We start from the raw sequence: 16057 nt of genomic DNA on the forward strand, positions 1-16057 counted from the left end.
CCATAACCATGCCAAGATTGTTAACGCCTGTTATCTTTATCATTTCCGTCATACTCACCATTCTGGTAACGGTGTTGTGTTCCATTCCCATCACGCTGGCCGGCATCGTGAAACTCCTGGTGCCCATTCCTGCCGTCTGGCGGTATATCTCGGCTTTCGCCGATTTCATGATGTGGTGTTGGTGTCAGGGGCTGGCGCTGTTATTGCGCATTAACGGGCAATTGCGTTGGGATATTGAAGGGCTGGAAGGCCTGGATCGTAAAAACTGGTATCTGCTGATCAGCAACCACGAAAGTTGGTCGGACATTGTCGTGCTGTGCGTGCTGTTCAGAAATCATATTCCGATGAATAAGTATTTCCTCAAGCAGCAGCTCGCCTGGGTGCCTTTTGTCGGCCTGGCCTGCTGGGCGCTGGATATGCCGTTCATGAAGCGTTATTCCCGCGCCTATTTGCTCAAGCATCCGGAGAAACGCGGCAAGGATATCGAAACCACACGCCGTTCCTGCGAAAAGTTCCGTCAGCGTCCAACCACTATCGTCAATTTCGTCGAGGGTTCGCGCTTCACCGAAGCCAAGAAAATTAAAAGCAATTCGCCGTATCGCAATTTACTGGCGCCCAAAGCCGCCGGCATCGCGTTTACGCTCAGCGCGTTGGGCAATCAGTTCGACAAAGTGTTGAACGTAACTCTGCTCTATCCGGAAAATAACCAACGGCCTTTTATGGATATGCTGTGTGGGCGGCTGACGCGTATCGTGGTGAGAATAGAGACGCTGCCGATCGATGAAACCCTGCATGGAGACTACTTCAACGACAAGCAGTTCAAGCGGCGCTTCCAGCTGTGGCTGAATACGCTGTGGCAGGAAAAAGATCGGTTGCTGGATAAATTGAAACGGCAATATGGATAAAAAAACGCCGGCGATGCCGGCGTTTTCGCATTGGGTCTGGCTTATTTCTGCTGGCTGAGGAATTTAACCACGTCGGCGAACTGCTTCACGTAAGCGTCCATCGAGCTGGTGTCCAGGCCATCGTTCTTAACCATATATTTGCCGTTCACGAATACCGCCGGCACGCCGCGCAGCTGCAGATCTTCTGCGGCTTTCTCCTGTTGAACCACCAGGGATTTCACCACGAAGCTGTTCCAGGCCGCATCATAATCTGCTGCGGTCACGCCCGCTTTCACGAAGACATTGCGGATATCGTCCGGCGTTTGCACGGTTTGGGTTTTCTGCACCGCTTCAAACATCAGCGGGCTCACCTTGTCTTCCACGCCCAGCGCCATCGCCACCGCCCATGCCTGAGTCAGCTGTTTGCCCAACGGCCCCAGGAATTCAACGTGGTACTTGGTCATTTTGGTGCCGGCAGGCAGCGCTTTCTTTACGTTCTCAGACACATGATAGACCTGCTCGAACTGGTAGCAGTGCGGGCAGTAGAAGGAGAAGAACTCCAACACCTGAGGCTCGCCGGTCACCGGTTTGTCCAGGGTCACATACTGAGCGCCATCGCTAAACTGTGCAGCCGAGGCACTGAATGCCATCACCATGCCAACGAGCGCCAACCATATTTTTTTCATAAGACTAAACTCTCCATTGTGTTAAAGCTTCAATACATTGGCGTCAGCTGCAGAGGGGGCTCCTGCAACAGCTTAACCTGTTCGGTGAAGGCCGCAGTCTGAGACAACCAGAAATCAGACTCCACCATCCACGGAAAACTCTTAGGGAAGGCCGGATCCTGCCAACGACGGGCGACCCAGGCCAGGTAATACACCATGCGCATCGCGCGCAGCGGCTCGATCAACGCCAGCTCGCGCTGATCGAACTCGGCAAATTCACCGTACGCCTCCAGCAAGACGTCCAGCTGCATCAGTTGATCGCGACGCTCGCCGTGCAGCAGCATCCACAAATCCTGTACCGCGGGGCCGTTGCGCGCGTCATCAAGATCGACGAACAGCGGGCCATCGCGCCACAGAATATTGCCCGGATGGCAATCACCGTGCAAACGGCGCGGCTGCCAGTTCAGATGCCAGTGCGGCTTGATCGCCACAATCAGATTATCCGTCGCCTGCAGAAACGCGTCACGCTGCGCTGCCGGCAGTAGCGTGCAATTGGCCAGCGCCTGGCGCGGGGCGGTGAGGTACTCTTCAATCCCCATCGTCGGGCGCTCGGTAAACAAACGCTCACCGCCGACCTGATGGATGCGCCCCAGAAAACGACCGACCCATTCCAGCTGATCCAGATTGTCTATCTCATATTGCCGGCCCCCCACGCTGGGGAACAGGGCAAAGAAGAAGCCGCCGTGCGTATGCAGCGTGGTGCCTTGCAGCGCCAAGGGCGCCACCGCCGGGATCTCCGCGCCGGCCAAATCCAGAGCGAACTGATGCTCCTCACCGATTTGTGCGGCGCTCCAGCGCTCCGGGCGATAAAACTTCACCACGTAACGCCGGCGATCTTCGTCCATAAACTGATAGACGCGGTTCTCATAACTGTTCAACGCCGTCAGGCCGGAATCAACGCGCAGGCCAACCCCTTCTAGCGCGTCCATTATCAAATCGGGCGACAGAGTTTCGAAATTAAAAGCAGAGTTATTCATAACGTTCGTTTGATCGCTGACAGCACGGTGCCGGGAATGAGAAATAGTAGCATTAATGGCGCATTTCACGCGCTATGCTTTCTCGCACCGCACGAGGATCAGTCCTTGATAACGCCGCGAGCGCGCAACAACGCCGTTTTAAAATCTTCTTCGTAATCTTTCTTCAGGCCTGGGATCTGATCCGTGCCGGCGCTACCGCGCATTTTCAGATGGTAAATAAGAATGTCGTCGCTCAACTCGGACAGCTCACCCTGAAAACCCGCTTCCTTCGCCAGCTTTTGCAAAAATTGCATCAAATTGAGATCGGGATCTTCCTGCCAGGCCGGGTGCAGCAGCTCGATCAATTCGTTTACGCGATGCGTTTTCATCTCAATATCGTCCAATAGCATGAATAAACTCACAAAGTAACAGGCTTACCCACGCAGTGAAAGAACCGGCTTGTCAATAAAGGTAAATCCTGATGTCACGCCGGCTTTAGCGCTACAATCAGCGCATCGACAAGGCGGGATAAACGAAATGCATAAAGAAATCAGCGGCGTAATTTTGGCCGGCGGGCGGGCCACGCGTATGGGTGGCGAGGACAAAGGCCTGGTGTCGATTGGCGGTGTCGCGCTCTATCAACAGGTACTCGCCAGGTTACGGCCGCAGGTGGCTTCCATCGCCATCAGCGCCAACCGCAATCAGGCACGTTATCAAGCGAGCGGTTTGCCGGTGATTGGCGATCTGACGTCCGATTTCGCTGGGCCGTTGGCCGGGATGCTCGCCGGGCTCAAGCAGGCTCCCAGCGAATGGGTGGTTTTCGTCCCTTGTGATGTCCCTGACTTTCCCGCCAACTTAGTCGCGCAGTTATGGCGACAAAAAAACGCGGCGCTGGCAGCCTTTGCCAGTGATGGCGAGCGAGATCACCCTACGCTGGCGTTATTGCATACCCAACTAGCGCCGCAGCTGGCCGACTACCTGGCGCGCGGTGAACGCAAGCTGATGCTGTTCTTGCATCAGATCGGCGCGCAACGCGTGGTGTTCAGCGGGCAACAAGCGGCATTTCATAACCTGAATACACCGGAAGATTGCCTGAACTGGCAGCAAGCACGGGAGCTAAAAAAATGAATCGTTTATTGCCCCCCTTACTGGCCATCGGCGCCTACAGCGGAACGGGGAAAACTACCCTGCTCAAACAGCTGATCCCACTGCTGAAACAACGCCAGGTGAGGATTGGACTGATCAAGCATACGCATCACGACATGGATGTAGATACGCCGGGTAAAGACAGCTATGAGTTGCGTAAAGCGGGCGCAGACCAAACGCTGGTCGCCAGCGATCGGCGTTGGGCATTAATGACCGAAACGCCGGAGCAACAACCGTTGGATCTGCATTACCTGGCTGGGCGCTTTGACGCCGATAAGGTCGATTTGATCCTGGTGGAAGGGTTCAAACATGAGCCGGTCAGCAAGATCCTGCTTTATCGCGCTGAGATCGGCAGAGCGTTGGAAGATATGCTGGATCAGTTTGTTATAGCGGTAGCCAGCGACCGACCGTTATCCATCACGGCTAAGCAGCTGGATCTCAATCAGCCGGAAAGCATCGCCGACTTTATAGTCGAGTGGTTGAAAGGCGCAGCGTAGCTGCGCTTTTTTGTTTTTTACGCATAGCAAAAAGCCCTGAACGTCAGTTCAGGGCTTTCGGCTTTGTTTGATGCCTGGCAGTGTCCTACTCTCGCATGGGGAGACCCCACACTACCATCGGCGCTACGGCGTTTCACTTCTGAGTTCGGCATGGGGTCAGGTGGGACCACCGCGCTATTGCCGCCAGGCAAATTCTGTTTTATTCCAACCGCTTCACTCTCGTGTCGCCATCAGAACCAATCTCGGAACTTCGCTGAAAATTATTCGTATCATCCTGATACTCACCCCTTCGGGGCCAACGCTCCGCGTTGTTCAAAATCGTTCCCGACGATTTTGTCTCTCTAAAAACACCTTCGGTGTTGTAAGGTTAAGCCTCACGGATCATTAGTACTGGTTAGCTCAATGCATCGCTGCACTTACACACCCAGCCTATCAACGTCTTAGTCTTAAACGTTCCTTCAGGGGCCTTAAAGGTCCAGGGAAGACTCATCTTGAGGCAAGTTTCGCGCTTAGATGCTTTCAGCGCTTATCTTTTCCGCACTTAGCTACCGGGCAATGCCATTGGCATGACAACCCGAACACCAGTGGTGCGTTCACTCCGGTCCTCTCGTACTAGGAGCAACCCCTCTCAATCTTCCAACGCCCACGGCAGATAGGGACCGAACTGTCTCACGACGTTCTAAACCCAGCTCGCGTACCACTTTAAATGGCGAACAGCCATACCCTTGGGACCTACTTCAGCCCCAGGATGTGATGAGCCGACATCGAGGTGCCAAACACCGCCGTCGATATGAACTCTTGGGCGGTATCAGCCTGTTATCCCCGGAGTACCTTTTATCCGTTGAGCGATGGCCCTTCCATTCAGAACCACCGGATCACTAAGACCTACTTTCGTACCTGCTCGAGCCGTCACTCTCGCAGTCAAGCTAGCTTATGCCTTTGCACTAACCTCACGATGTCCGACCGTGATTAGCTAACCTTCGTGCTCCTCCGTTACTCTTTGGGAGGAGACCGCCCCAGTCAAACTACCCACCAGACACTGTCCTCACCCCAGATTATGGGGCAGAGTTAGAACATCAAACATTAAAGGGTGGTATTTCAAGGATGGCTCCACGCAGACTGGCGTCCACGCTTCAAAGCCTCCCACCTATCCTACACATCAAGGCTCAATGTTCAGTGTCAAGCTATAGTAAAGGTTCACGGGGTCTTTCCGTCTTGCCGCGGGTACACTGCATCTTCACAGCGAGTTCAATTTCACTGAGTCTCGGGTGGAGACAGCCTGGCCATCATTACGCCATTCGTGCAGGTCGGAACTTACCCGACAAGGAATTTCGCTACCTTAGGACCGTTATAGTTACGGCCGCCGTTTACTGGGGCTTCGATCAAGAGCTTCGCCTTGCGGCTGACCCCATCAATTAACCTTCCAGCACCGGGCAGGCGTCACACCGTATACGTCCACTTTCGTGTTTGCACAGTGCTGTGTTTTTATTAAACAGTTGCAGCCAGCTGGTATCTTCGACTGGCTTCAGCTCCATCCGCGAGGGACTTCACCTACATGCCAGCGTGCCTTCTCCCGAAGTTACGGCACCATTTTGCCTAGTTCCTTCACCCGAGTTCTCTCAAGCGCCTTGGTATTCTCTACCTGACCACCTGTGTCGGTTTGGGGTACGATTTAATGTTACCTGATGCTTAGAGGATTTTCCTGGAAGCAGGGCATCAACTACTTCTGCACCGTAGTGCATCGTCATCACGCCTCAGGGTTAGTATGCAACCGGATTTACCAGGTCACACCCCCTACACGCTTAAACCGGGACAACCGTCGCCCGGCTAGCCTAGCCTTCTCCGTCCCCCCTTCGCAGTAACACCAAGTACAGGAATATTAACCTGTTTCCCATCGACTACGCTTTTCAGCCTCGCCTTAGGGGTCGACTCACCCTGCCCCGATTAACGTTGGACAGGAACCCTTGGTCTTCCGGCGAGCGGGCTTTTCACCCGCTTTATCGTTACTTATGTCAGCATTCGCACTTCTGATACCTCCAGCAACCCTCACAGGCCACCTTCAACGGCTTACAGAACGCTCCCCTACCCAACAACGCATAAGCGTCGCTGCCGCAGCTTCGGTGCATGGTTTAGCCCCGTTACATCTTCCGCGCAGGCCGACTCGACCAGTGAGCTATTACGCTTTCTTTAAATGATGGCTGCTTCTAAGCCAACATCCTGGCTGTCTATGCCTTCCCACATCGTTTCCCACTTAACCATGACTTTGGGACCTTAGCTGGCGGTCTGGGTTGTTTCCCTCTTCACGACGGACGTTAGCACCCGCCGTGTGTCTCCCGTGATAACATTCTTCGGTATTCGGAGTTTGCATCGGTTTGGTAAGCCGGGATGGCCCCCTAGCCGAAACAGTGCTCTACCCCCGAAGATGAGTTCACGAGGCGCTACCTAAATAGCTTTCGGGGAGAACCAGCTATCTCCCGGTTTGATTGGCCTTTCACCCCCAGCCACAAGTCATCCGCTAATTTTTCAACATTAGTCGGTTCGGTCCTCCAGTTAGTGTTACCCAACCTTCAACCTGCCCATGGCTAGATCACCGGGTTTCGGGTCTATACCTTGCAACTATTCGCCCAGTTAAGACTCGGTTTCCCTACGGCTCCCCTATACGGTTAACCTTGCTACAAAATATAAGTCGCTGACCCATTATACAAAAGGTACGCAGTCACACCACGAAGGTGCTCCCACTGCTTGTACGTACACGGTTTCAGGTTCTATTTCACTCCCCTCGCCGGGGTTCTTTTCGCCTTTCCCTCACGGTACTGGTTCACTATCGGTCAGTCAGGAGTATTTAGCCTTGGAGGATGGTCCCCCCATATTCAGACAGGATGTCACGTGTCCCGCCCTACTCATCGAACTCACGACCTGTGCATTTTAGTGTACGGGGCTATCACCCTTTGCTGCGCGACTTTCCAGACGCTTCCACTAACACACAAGCCGATTCAGGTTCTGGGCTCCTCCCCGTTCGCTCGCCGCTACTGGGGGAATCTCGGTTGATTTCTTTTCCTCGGGGTACTTAGATGTTTCAGTTCCCCCGGTTCGCCTCATGCCACTATGTATTCATGACATGATAGTGTGTCGAAACACACTGGGTTTCCCCATTCGGGTATCGCCGGTTGTAACGGTTCATATCACCTTACCGACGCTTTTCGCAGATTAGCACGCCCTTCATCGCCTCTGACTGCCTAGGCATCCACCGTGTACGCTTAGTCACTTAACCTCACAACCCGAAGATGTTTCCATCGTTCGTGCTGCAAACATTTGAGAGACTCTATGACAGGTTACTCTTCATCCCAATACATCTACGGAGGGATAAATTTCAGCCGTCATGTTTCAATTTTCAGCTTGTTCCAGATTGTTAAAGAGCAAAATACTTCGCAGCATACTGTCGCCAATATACTCTGAAGTATTGAAATACCGGACTATATGGTGGAGCTAAGCGGGATCGAACCGCTGACCTCCTGCGTGCAAGGCAGGCGCTCTCCCAGCTGAGCTATAGCCCCATACAGTCACGTGCAGTACCTTTTCCACTTCTGAGAAGTGGTAGGCCTGAGTGGACTTGAACCACCGACCTCACCCTTATCAGGGGTGCGCTCTAACCACCTGAGCTACAAGCCTATAAAGGTATTTCTGCTCGTTACTTTCTATCAGACAATCTGTGTGAGCACGCCACTCGAACTAATATCTTTAGGTAAGGAGGTGATCCAACCGCAGGTTCCCCTACGGTTACCTTGTTACGACTTCACCCCAGTCATGAATCACAAAGTGGTAAGCGCCCTCCCGAAGGTTAAGCTACCTACTTCTTTTGCAACCCACTCCCATGGTGTGACGGGCGGTGTGTACAAGGTTTTTGCATCCGAAGATGCTGGATATCGTCTTGTGGAGTGCCCACACAGATTGTCTGATAAATTGTTAAAGAGCAGTGAGTTAGGCGCTTTCGCTTACTAACTCGAGGTGGCGTATATTACGCTTTTCACCCGGAGAGTCAAGCGTTTATTTCGCTTTTCTCTCGCTGACCCGGCGGCTTGTCAGTCGTTGTTCCCGGTCAGTGGAGGCGCATTATAGGGAGTTCTCGGCGGGCCGCAACCCCTAATTGCAAAAAACTTTTCAAGCGCGGTTTTTTTCGGCAAAAGGGCGAAAAAGCGGCGAATTAATGTCACTTTTTCAGGCAAACAGCCGTAAAAGCTGGCGTTCACTGGAGTAAAATAGAATTAACGATGTCAGTAAGGACCCGCAGCCATGCCATTAAATGCGCAACAACAGGCCGCCCAACGCAATCTTTCTTATCTGCTTGCAGAGAAACTCGGCCAACAAATTCTGGCGGGCGATTATCAGGCCGGCAGCATCCTGCCTGGTGAAATGGAACTGGGCGAGCAATTCGGCGTCAGCCGCACTGCGGTGCGCGAAGCGGTAAAGATGTTAGCCGCCAAAGGCATGTTATTGCCGCGCCCGCGGATCGGCACCCGCGTAATGCCGCAAAGCCAATGGAACTTTCTCGATCAGGATTTACTGACCTGGTGGATGACGAGGGAAAACTTCGATCAGGTGATGCAACACTTTCTTATCTTGCGCACCTCGCTGGAGCCGCAGGCCTGCGCATTGGCGGCGAGCCACGCCAGCCCGCAGCAAACCAAGCTGCTGGCGGAACTGATGGCGGAAATGCGCGCGCTGCATACCCAGTTTGACCGCGAACGCTGGATCCTGGTCGATACCCAATTCCACCAGCTTATCTACGAGGCCAGCGGCAACCCGTTCCTGACCTCGTTCGCCAACCTGTTCAGTTCGGTGTACCAAAGCTACTTCCGCGCCATCACCGGCAATGAAGTGATCAAGCTGCGCCATCATCAGGCCATCGTCGATGCAATACTCGCCGGGGACAGCGCCGGCGCGCTTGTCGCCTGCCAGGTGCTGCTGAAAGAGAAAGACTAGACACGCTCCCCGCTTATATATAGAAGAAAGAGACGAGGGACAGACGACCATTTAACCAGGACCGACCATGACTCAATCCGCGCGCAGTATGGCAGGACTACCGTGGATCGCCGCAATGGCGTTCTTTATGCAGGCGCTGGACGCCACCATCCTCAACACGGCGCTGCCGGCGATCGCCCAAAGCCTGGGGCGTTCGCCGCTGGCGATGCAATCGGCCGTCATCAGCTACACGCTGACGGTGGCGATGCTGATCCCGGTCAGCGGCTGGCTGGCGGACCGCTTCGGCACCCGGCGCGTGTTCATCTTCGCCGTCACGTTATTCACCCTCGGCTCGCTGCTGTGCGCGCTGTCCCCCACGCTGAGCGCGCTGGTTGCCTCTCGCGTACTGCAAGGCATCGGCGGCGCGATGATGATGCCGGTCGCACGGCTGGCGCTGCTGCGCGCCTACCCACGCAGCGAACTGCTGCCGGTGCTGAACTTCGTCACCATGCCTGGCCTGGTCGGGCCGATTCTGGGGCCGCTGCTGGGCGGCTGGCTGGTGACCTACGCCACCTGGCATTGGATTTTCCTGATCAATATCCCGATCGGCCTGCTCGGCATCTTCTATGCGCGCAAATACATGCCGGACTTCACCACGCCCAAACGCCGCTTCGATTTTCTTGGTTTTATGCTGTTCGGCCTGAGCCTGGTGCTGATCTCCACCGGGCTGGAACTGTTTGGCGAGCGGGTACTGGCGAGCTACGTTTCGCTGGGTATTCTGCTCAGCGGTTTCGTGATGCTGTTCGGCTACATCGCGCACGCCCGCCGTCATCCTCAGCCGCTGATCGGTCTCGACCTGTTCAAAACCCGTACCTTCTCGGTCGGCATCGCCGGCAACGTCGCTTCCAGGTTGGGCACCGGCTGCGTGCCGTTTTTAATGCCGCTCATGCTGCAGGTAGGCTTCGGCTACACGGCGATCGTCGCCGGCTGCATGATGGCGCCGACTGCCATCGGTTCGCTGATGGCAAAATCCACCGTCACTCAGGTGCTGCGCTGGTTCGGCTACCGTAAAACGCTGGTCGGCATCACCGTTATTATCGGGGTGCTGATCGCCCAGTTCGCCCTGCAAAGCCCGGGTATGCCGCTGTGGCTGATGATCCTGCCGCTGTTCGTGCTGGGCATGGCGATGTCCACCCAGTTCACCGCCATGAACACCATCAGCCTGGCGGATTTGAACGACGCCAACGCCAGCGCCGGCAACAGCGTCCTGGCGGTCACCCAGCAGCTGTCCATCAGCTTCGGCGTGGCAATCAGCGCGGCGGTGCTGCGTTTTTACGAATCCCTGTCGTTAGGCACCATGATTGACCACTTCCACTACACCTTTATCACCATGGGGATCGTCACCGTGGCGTCGGCGCTGGTATTTATGTTGCTAAGAAGGAAGGATGGCCGCAATTTGATCAGCGGCCAGGAAAGCAAGAAAGAAGCGAAGGCGGCGAGTTAACGGCGGCCCACCGAGGCACGTTCCACCAGCTCGGGCGTCAGCACCAGCACCTGGGGCGCACGCTCCGGGTTCTGCAGGCGGTTGATCAGCGCATCGATCGCCAGTTCGCCCAGCGAATCCTTCGGTTGATGAATGGTGCTCAGCGGCGGCGCCAGATAACGCGCCAGCTCAATGTCATCGTAGCCCATCACCGCCATATCTTGCGGCACCGACAGTCCGGCCTGATACAGCGCCTGATAAACGCCTACCGCCACCGCGTCGTTGCCGGCAAACACCGCATGGGGCGGCTCGTCCAGCGCCAGCAGCTGGCGCATGGCGTTTACCCCGCCATCAAACTCAAAGTCGCAATGCACTTCATACCCTGGCGGAACCGGTAATCCGGCGCGCCGCATTGCGTTGCGATAGCCTTCCAGCCGGTGACGAGCGGTAGTTTTGTCCTGCGGACCGGCGATGCAGGCGATCTTGCGATAACCACGGGCGATCAGATGATCGGTCGCCATCTCGCCGCCCAGCAGCGAGTTATCCTGAATAATGTCGTTGGCGCCCTCGAACGGCGCCCAGTCCATCATCACGATCGGCAATGACGGGTAGCGGCTCAGGGCGTCCTGCGATGGCCGATGGTTTTCCGTGCACATCAGCAGCAAACCGTCGACGCGCTTTTGCAGCAGCGTCTCCATGCTGCGGTTCATGCGCGCGGCGTCTTCTTCGGTATTGCACAGGATCAGGCTGTAGCCGCGCTCATAGCAGCTGCGCTCCACGCCGCGTACCACTTCGGCATAAAACGGGTTGTTGCTGGCGGTCACCAACATGCCGATGGTACGCGTCTGATTGAGCTTCAGGCTGCGCGCCAGCGCAGAAGGCGCATAGTTCAGCTGTTCTACGGCCGCCATGACCTTGTCGCGCACGCTGTCGCTGACAAAGCGATTGTTGTTGACCACATGCGAAACGGTAGAGGTTGAAACGCCCGCCAGGCGGGCGACATCTTTCATGGTGGCCAAAGGATCACCCCTGTTGCTGCAAGAAGGCGTCGATCTCTTCACGCCAGGGCACTGAAGGCTGCGCACCGGGGCGGGTCACGGCGATCGCCGCCGCCGCATGGGCGAAACGCACCGCGTCGGCCATGATTCTACCTTCCAGCAGGGCGGTCACCAGCGCACCGTTAAAGGTATCGCCGGCGGCGATAGTGTCCACCGCCTGCACCTTGAAGCCGGGCACCAGTTTGCCGTTGCCGTTTTCGCTCAGCCACACGCCGCGGCTGCCGAGGGTGATGATCACCGTCGCGATGCCTTTATCGTGCAGCGCCTGCGCCGCGCGCGCCGCATCGGCGTCGTTGTCCACGGCGATGCCGGTCAGGCGCTGCGCTTCGGTTTCATTCGGGGTGATCATATCGATCATGCCCAGCAGCTCGTCCGGCAGCTCACGCGCCGGAGCCGGATTGAGGATCACCTGCGTTTGATGCTGCTTCGCCAGGCGGGCAGCGGCGATCACCGTCTCGAGCGGCGACTCCAGCTGCATCAGCAGAGCGTCGGCGTCGATCACTTTTTGTTGGTAGCGCGCCAGGTAATCCGGCGTCACCGCGGCGTTGGCGCCGGCATCGATGCCGATCACGTTCTCGCCCTCGGCGTTGACGAAGATCAGCGCCACGCCGGTAGTGCTGTCGGCGATGGCTTCAATCGGTTGGGTATCAATGCGATCGCTCGCCAGCTGCCGGCGGACACGTTCGCCGATATCGTCGGCGCCCACGCAGGCGATAAAGGCGATCTCCGCCCCGCTGCGCCCGGCCGCCACCGCCTGATTCGCGCCCTTGCCGCCAAACGCCACCTTATACTGCTTCCCGATCACCGTTTCGCCCGGATGGGGGAACTGTTCAATATTGAGGATATGGTCGGCATTGATGCTGCCCAGAACCACCAGCTTACCTGTTTCCATCGCATTGATTCCTGAATTGCGCGCCATCGTGAACGCCCCGTCCCGATGGCGCTGGTATGACTTACTGAGTGACCAGTTTCAAATCGACCGGAATGGTCGCCGGCACTTTTTCGCCTTTCAGCACTTTGTCGGCGGTTTCCACACCGATCACGCCGATCTGATCGGGGCGCTGCGCCACGGTCGCCGCCAGCTTGCCGCCTTCGACCGCTTTCACGCCGTCGGCGGTGCCGTCGAAGCCTACCACGATCACGTCGGTTTTACCGGCGGTTTGCAACGCGCGCAGCGCGCCCAGCGCCATCTCATCGTTCTGGGCGAACACCGCCTGCACATCCGGATGGGCGGTCAGCAGGTTCTGCATCACGTTCAGACCCTTGGTGCGGTCGAAATCGGCCGGCTGGCTGGCCAACAGTTTGAATTTATTCTGATCCAGCGACTGCTTGAAGCCTTCACCGCGTTCACGCGCGGCGGAGGTGCCGGCAATGCCTTCCAGCTGAATTACCTTGGCATCGGCGCCCACTTTCTTGGCGATGAAATCACCGGCCATTTTGCCGCCCACACGGTTGTCCGAAGCGATATGGCTCACCACGTCCCCCTTGCTCGCCACGCGGTCCAGCGTGATGACGGGGATTTTCGCCTGGTTGGCCATCTTGATGGCGTTGCCCACCGCATCGGAGTCGGTCGGGTTGATCAGCAGCAGCTTAGGCGCCCGCACCATCAGATCCTGCACGTTGGCCAGTTCTTTCGCCGGGTTGTTCTGGGAGTCCAGCACCACCAGGTTGTAACCCAGCTTGTTGGCCTCTTGCTGCGCGCCATCCTTCATCGAGACGAAGAACGGGTTGTTGAGGGTCGACACCACCAGCGCGATGGTGTCTTTGGCCATGGCATTGGCGCTCAGGGTGGCGCTCAGCGCGATGGCGGAGGCTAAGGTTGCCAGTTTTTTCATTTTCATCATCGTGATTCCTGTAGGGGGAGGTTACTTGTTGCTTTTGTTATCTACCAGAACCGCCAGCAGTATCACCACTGCCTTCACGATCATTTGGTAGTAGGAAGAAACACCCAGTAAATTCAGACCGTTGTTCAGGAAGCCAAGGATCAGCGCCCCAATCAGCGTGCCGACGATGCGGCCCTTGCCGCCGGCCAGGCTGGTGCCGCCCAGCACTACGGCGGCGATGGCGTCCAGCTCATAGCCGGTGCCGGCGGTCGGCTGCGCCGACGACAGGCGCGCCACTTCAATCACCCCAGCCAGCGCCGCTAACAGGCCGCACAGCGAGTAGACAATGATCTTCACTTTATCGACGCTGATGCCGGACAGGCGAGTCGCCGCCTCGTTGCCGCCCAGGGCATAAATATAACGGCCCAGGCGCGTATGGTGCAGCATATACCAGGCGGCGATGAACACGATCGCCATGATCCAGATCGGCGTAGGCACGCCCAGCGGACGGCCAATGCCGAACCAGCCGAAGGTGTCGGCCACGTCGGTGAAACCGGTGTTGACCGGGCTGCCGTTGGTGTACACCATGGTGACGCCGCGCAGCAGCAACATCATCACCAGCGTGGCGATAAAGGCCTGCACTTTGCCTTTGGCGACGATCACCCCGGTGCAGGCACCAACCGCAGCGCCCAGCGCCAATGCCGCCGCCACCGCCACCAGCGCGTTGACCTCAAAGCCGACAATCGACGCTGCCACCGCGCCGGTCAGCGCCAGCAGCGATCCCACCGACAGATCGATGCCGGACGTGAGGATCACCAGCGTCATCCCCACCGCCATGATGGCGTTTACCGAAGTCTGCTGCAGAATATTGAACAGGTTGTTCAGGGTGAAAAAATTCGGGCTCATGGAAGAGACCACGGCGATCAGCACCAGCAGAGCAATCAACGACTTCTGCTCTAACAGCCACTCTTTACTGAACCAGCGCTTAGCTGCGATAGTCTGGGAACTCATATCTGATTACTCCTGCTTTACGCCGTATTGCTTGCCGACGGCTGCCGCCATCAACGCTTCCTGGGTGGCCTGTTCAATCGGAAACTCGCCGCTGAGATGCCCTTCGTGCATCACCAGAATGCGATCGCTCATGCCCATCACCTCCGGCATTTCCGAAGACACCAGAATGATGCTCAGCCCTTCCTGCTTGAACTGGTTGATTAACTGATAAATCTCTTTTTTCGCCCCAACGTCGACGCCGCGCGTCGGCTCATCGAGGATCAGCACCTTCGGCCGGGTCATCAGGCCGCGGGCGATCGCCACTTTTTGCTGGTTGCCACCGGAAAGCAGACCTATAGGCTGCTCCATCGACGGCGTTTTGATATTGAACAGCCGGATGAAATCCCCCACCGCCTGCCGCTCGTCGGCCTGTTTCAGGCTGCCGTCGGCGCGGCTAAAGTAGCGCAGCGCGGTCAGCGACATGTTTTCCTTCACCGACATGCCCAGCACCAGGCCATCGCGCTTGCGGTCTTCCGAGATATAGACGATACCGTTCGCCAACCCGTCCTGCGGCGAATGGGTGACCACGTCGCGGCCGTCCAGGCTGACGGTGCCGGCCTTGCGCGGCGCGGCGCCGTATAGGATCTTCATCAATTCGGTGCGCCCGGCGCCCATCAGCCCAGCCACGCCGAGGATCTCGCCGCGGTACAGCGTAAAGCTGACGTCTTCAACGCCGGGGCCGGAAAGGTGGCTGACTTCCAGCCGCTTTTCCCCACGCGGCAAATCAAGACGCGGATATTGTTCTTCCAGCTTGCGGCCGACCATCATCTCTATCAGCGAATCTTCCTGCAGCTCGCTCACCGGCCGCTCGGCGATAAACTGCCCGTCGCGGAACACGGTCACGTCGTCGCAGATTTCAAAAATCTCTTTCAGGCGGTGCGATATATACACAATGCCGCGCCCTTCGGCCTTCAGCTCGTTGATCACCTTGAACAGCGAGGCGGTTTCGGTGTCGGTCAGCGCATCGGTTGGTTCGTCCATGATGATCACTTTCGATTCGAAGCTCAGCACCTTGGCGATCTCCACCATCTGCTGATCGCCGATCGACAGCTCGCCCACCAGCCGGTGGCTGCTGTAGCGCAGGTTGAGGCGCGCCAGCAAGCGATCGGCCTCGGCGTACATACGCTTCCAGTCAATGCGGCCGAAACGGTTGACGAATTCGCGGCCGAGGAAGATGTTTTCCGCAATCGTCAGCTGCGGGATCAGGTTCAGCTCCTGGTGGATAATGCCGATGCCCGCTTCCTGCGAATCCTTAGGCCCGTTGAACGCCACCTCTTTACCGAGAAAATACTGACTGCCGGCGTCTTTCTGATAGATGCCGGTCAGCACTTTCATCATGGTGGACTTCCCGGCGCCGTTTTCCCCCACCAGCGCCATCACCTTGCCGGGATAGACGCTGAGGGCGGCGCCGGAAAGCGCCTTCACGCCGGGAAAGGCTTTATCAATCCCTTTCAGTTGCAGTAAAGGTTGCATAAA

13 protein-coding genes, 2 tRNA genes, 2 rRNA genes and 1 other annotated feature are annotated in these 16057 nt (G+C 56.8%); of the genes, 5 read left to right on the forward strand and 12 right to left on the reverse strand.

Translation table 11 applies throughout. The features are described 5' to 3' along the window. The first annotated feature begins 8 nt into the window (after positions 1-8). Entirely contained in the window at positions 9-905 is an 897-nt protein-coding gene (locus tag ATE40_RS20625; protein ID WP_015379457.1) for an acyltransferase, read from the forward strand. Between the two features lie 41 nt (positions 906-946). Here ATE40_RS20625 and dsbA read toward each other — a convergent pair whose 3' ends face one another. The 3 genes from dsbA to ATE40_RS20640 form a co-directional block, all read right to left on the reverse strand. Beyond that, positions 947-1570, reverse strand: a complete 624-nt coding sequence (gene dsbA / locus ATE40_RS20630) for a thiol:disulfide interchange protein DsbA (RefSeq protein WP_004931264.1) — start codon at positions 1568-1570, stop codon at positions 947-949. 29 nt (positions 1571-1599) lie between these two features. Continuing rightward, positions 1600-2586 carry a serine/threonine protein kinase gene (locus ATE40_RS20635; RefSeq protein WP_063918302.1) on the reverse strand — a complete coding sequence of 329 codons (987 nt, stop codon included), beginning with the start codon at positions 2584-2586 and terminating at the stop codon, positions 1600-1602. Positions 2587-2684: 98 nt separating this feature from the next. Continuing rightward, positions 2685-2954 carry a YihD family protein gene (locus ATE40_RS20640; protein ID WP_004931268.1) on the reverse strand — a complete coding sequence of 90 codons (270 nt, stop codon included), beginning with the start codon at positions 2952-2954 and terminating at the stop codon, positions 2685-2687. A 148-nt stretch (positions 2955-3102) separates the two neighbouring features. Between ATE40_RS20640 and mobA the strand changes: the two genes are divergently transcribed. Together mobA and mobB are read left to right on the forward strand one after the other, a co-directional pair. Next, complete coding sequence (mobA, locus tag ATE40_RS20645; protein ID WP_063918301.1) at positions 3103-3693, forward strand: molybdenum cofactor guanylyltransferase MobA; 591 nt, start codon at positions 3103-3105, stop codon at positions 3691-3693. Then, on the forward strand, positions 3690-4208 hold the full coding sequence (gene mobB / locus ATE40_RS20650) for a molybdopterin-guanine dinucleotide biosynthesis protein MobB (RefSeq protein WP_019452171.1): 519 nt from the start codon (positions 3690-3692) through the stop codon (positions 4206-4208). The genes mobA and mobB overlap by 4 nt, the downstream gene beginning before the upstream one ends. A 72-nt stretch (positions 4209-4280) precedes the next feature. Here mobB and rrf read toward each other — a convergent pair. From rrf to ATE40_RS20670, 4 genes are all read right to left on the reverse strand, one after another. Further along, positions 4281-4396: ribosomal RNA gene (gene rrf, locus ATE40_RS20655) — 5S ribosomal RNA — on the reverse strand. A gap of 175 nt (positions 4397-4571) precedes the next feature. Next, positions 4572-7479, reverse strand: a 23S ribosomal RNA gene (locus ATE40_RS20660). 207 nt (positions 7480-7686) lie between these two features. Continuing rightward, positions 7687-7762 (reverse strand) — tRNA-Ala (locus ATE40_RS20665). 38 nt (positions 7763-7800) lie between these two features. After that, positions 7801-7877 (reverse strand) — tRNA-Ile (locus ATE40_RS20670). A gap of 87 nt (positions 7878-7964) precedes the next feature. Further along, positions 7965-8097 (reverse strand) — a sequence feature (16S ribosomal RNA rRNA prediction is too short). Positions 8098-8498: 401 nt separating this feature from the next. Here ATE40_RS20670 and ATE40_RS20675 point away from each other — a divergent pair. Continuing rightward, positions 8499-9188, forward strand: a complete 690-nt coding sequence (locus ATE40_RS20675) for a FadR/GntR family transcriptional regulator (protein ID WP_019455463.1) — start codon at positions 8499-8501, stop codon at positions 9186-9188. 67 nt (positions 9189-9255) lie between these two features. Beyond that, positions 9256-10671 (forward strand): multidrug transporter subunit MdtD, encoded by a 1416-nt coding sequence (mdtD, locus tag ATE40_RS20680; RefSeq protein WP_025160302.1) that lies wholly within the window; start codon positions 9256-9258, stop codon positions 10669-10671. Here the strand turns inward: mdtD and rbsR are convergent. The 5 genes from rbsR to rbsA form a co-directional block, all read right to left on the reverse strand. Then, complete coding sequence (gene rbsR / locus ATE40_RS20685; RefSeq protein ID WP_063918286.1) at positions 10668-11669, reverse strand: ribose operon transcriptional repressor RbsR; 1002 nt, start codon at positions 11667-11669, stop codon at positions 10668-10670. The two genes, mdtD and rbsR, sit on opposite strands and share 4 nt — an antisense overlap. A 4-nt stretch (positions 11670-11673) precedes the next feature. After that, entirely contained in the window at positions 11674-12600 is a 927-nt protein-coding gene (gene rbsK / locus ATE40_RS20690) for a ribokinase (protein ID WP_063918285.1), read from the reverse strand. A 61-nt stretch (positions 12601-12661) separates the two neighbouring features. Continuing rightward, complete coding sequence (gene rbsB, locus ATE40_RS20695) at positions 12662-13549, reverse strand: ribose ABC transporter substrate-binding protein RbsB (protein ID WP_025160300.1); 888 nt, start codon at positions 13547-13549, stop codon at positions 12662-12664. A gap of 24 nt (positions 13550-13573) precedes the next feature. Next, positions 13574-14542, reverse strand: a complete 969-nt coding sequence (gene rbsC / locus ATE40_RS20700; RefSeq protein ID WP_019455467.1) for a ribose ABC transporter permease — start codon at positions 14540-14542, stop codon at positions 13574-13576. A 6-nt stretch (positions 14543-14548) separates the two neighbouring features. After that, on the reverse strand, positions 14549-16054 hold the full coding sequence (gene rbsA / locus ATE40_RS20705) for a ribose ABC transporter ATP-binding protein RbsA (RefSeq protein ID WP_019455468.1): 1506 nt from the start codon (positions 16052-16054) through the stop codon (positions 14549-14551). Positions 16055-16057 lie beyond the last annotated feature (3 nt).

Origin of the sequence: Serratia surfactantfaciens (assembly GCF_001642805.2) — a bacterium.
Taxonomy (GTDB): domain Bacteria; phylum Pseudomonadota; class Gammaproteobacteria; order Enterobacterales; family Enterobacteriaceae; genus Serratia; species Serratia surfactantfaciens.

Excerpts from the sequence above, each read along its gene's own strand:
- mobB (WP_019452171.1), top strand. The coding sequence starts at position 3,690 with ATGAATCGTTTATTGCCCCCCTTACTGGCCATCGGCGCCTACAGCGGA.
- ATE40_RS20640 (WP_004931268.1), bottom strand. The coding sequence starts at position 2,954 with ATGAAAACGCATCGCGTAAACGAATTGATCGAGCTGCTGCACCCGGCC.
- mdtD (WP_025160302.1), top strand. The coding sequence starts at position 9,256 with ATGACTCAATCCGCGCGCAGTATGGCAGGACTACCGTGGATCGCCGCA.
- dsbA (WP_004931264.1), bottom strand. The coding sequence starts at position 1,570 with ATGAAAAAAATATGGTTGGCGCTCGTTGGCATGGTGATGGCATTCAGT.
- ATE40_RS20625 (WP_015379457.1), top strand. The coding sequence starts at position 9 with ATGCCAAGATTGTTAACGCCTGTTATCTTTATCATTTCCGTCATACTC.
- ATE40_RS20675 (WP_019455463.1), top strand. The coding sequence starts at position 8,499 with ATGCCATTAAATGCGCAACAACAGGCCGCCCAACGCAATCTTTCTTAT.
- ATE40_RS20635 (WP_063918302.1), bottom strand. The coding sequence starts at position 2,586 with ATGAATAACTCTGCTTTTAATTTCGAAACTCTGTCGCCCGATTTGATA.
- rbsB (WP_025160300.1), bottom strand. The coding sequence starts at position 13,549 with ATGAAAATGAAAAAACTGGCAACCTTAGCCTCCGCCATCGCGCTGAGC.
- rbsC (WP_019455467.1), bottom strand. The coding sequence starts at position 14,542 with ATGAGTTCCCAGACTATCGCAGCTAAGCGCTGGTTCAGTAAAGAGTGG.
- mobA (WP_063918301.1), top strand. The coding sequence starts at position 3,103 with ATGCATAAAGAAATCAGCGGCGTAATTTTGGCCGGCGGGCGGGCCACG.
- rbsK (WP_063918285.1), bottom strand. The coding sequence starts at position 12,600 with ATGGAAACAGGTAAGCTGGTGGTTCTGGGCAGCATCAATGCCGACCAT.
- rbsA (WP_019455468.1), bottom strand. The coding sequence starts at position 16,054 with ATGCAACCTTTACTGCAACTGAAAGGGATTGATAAAGCCTTTCCCGGC.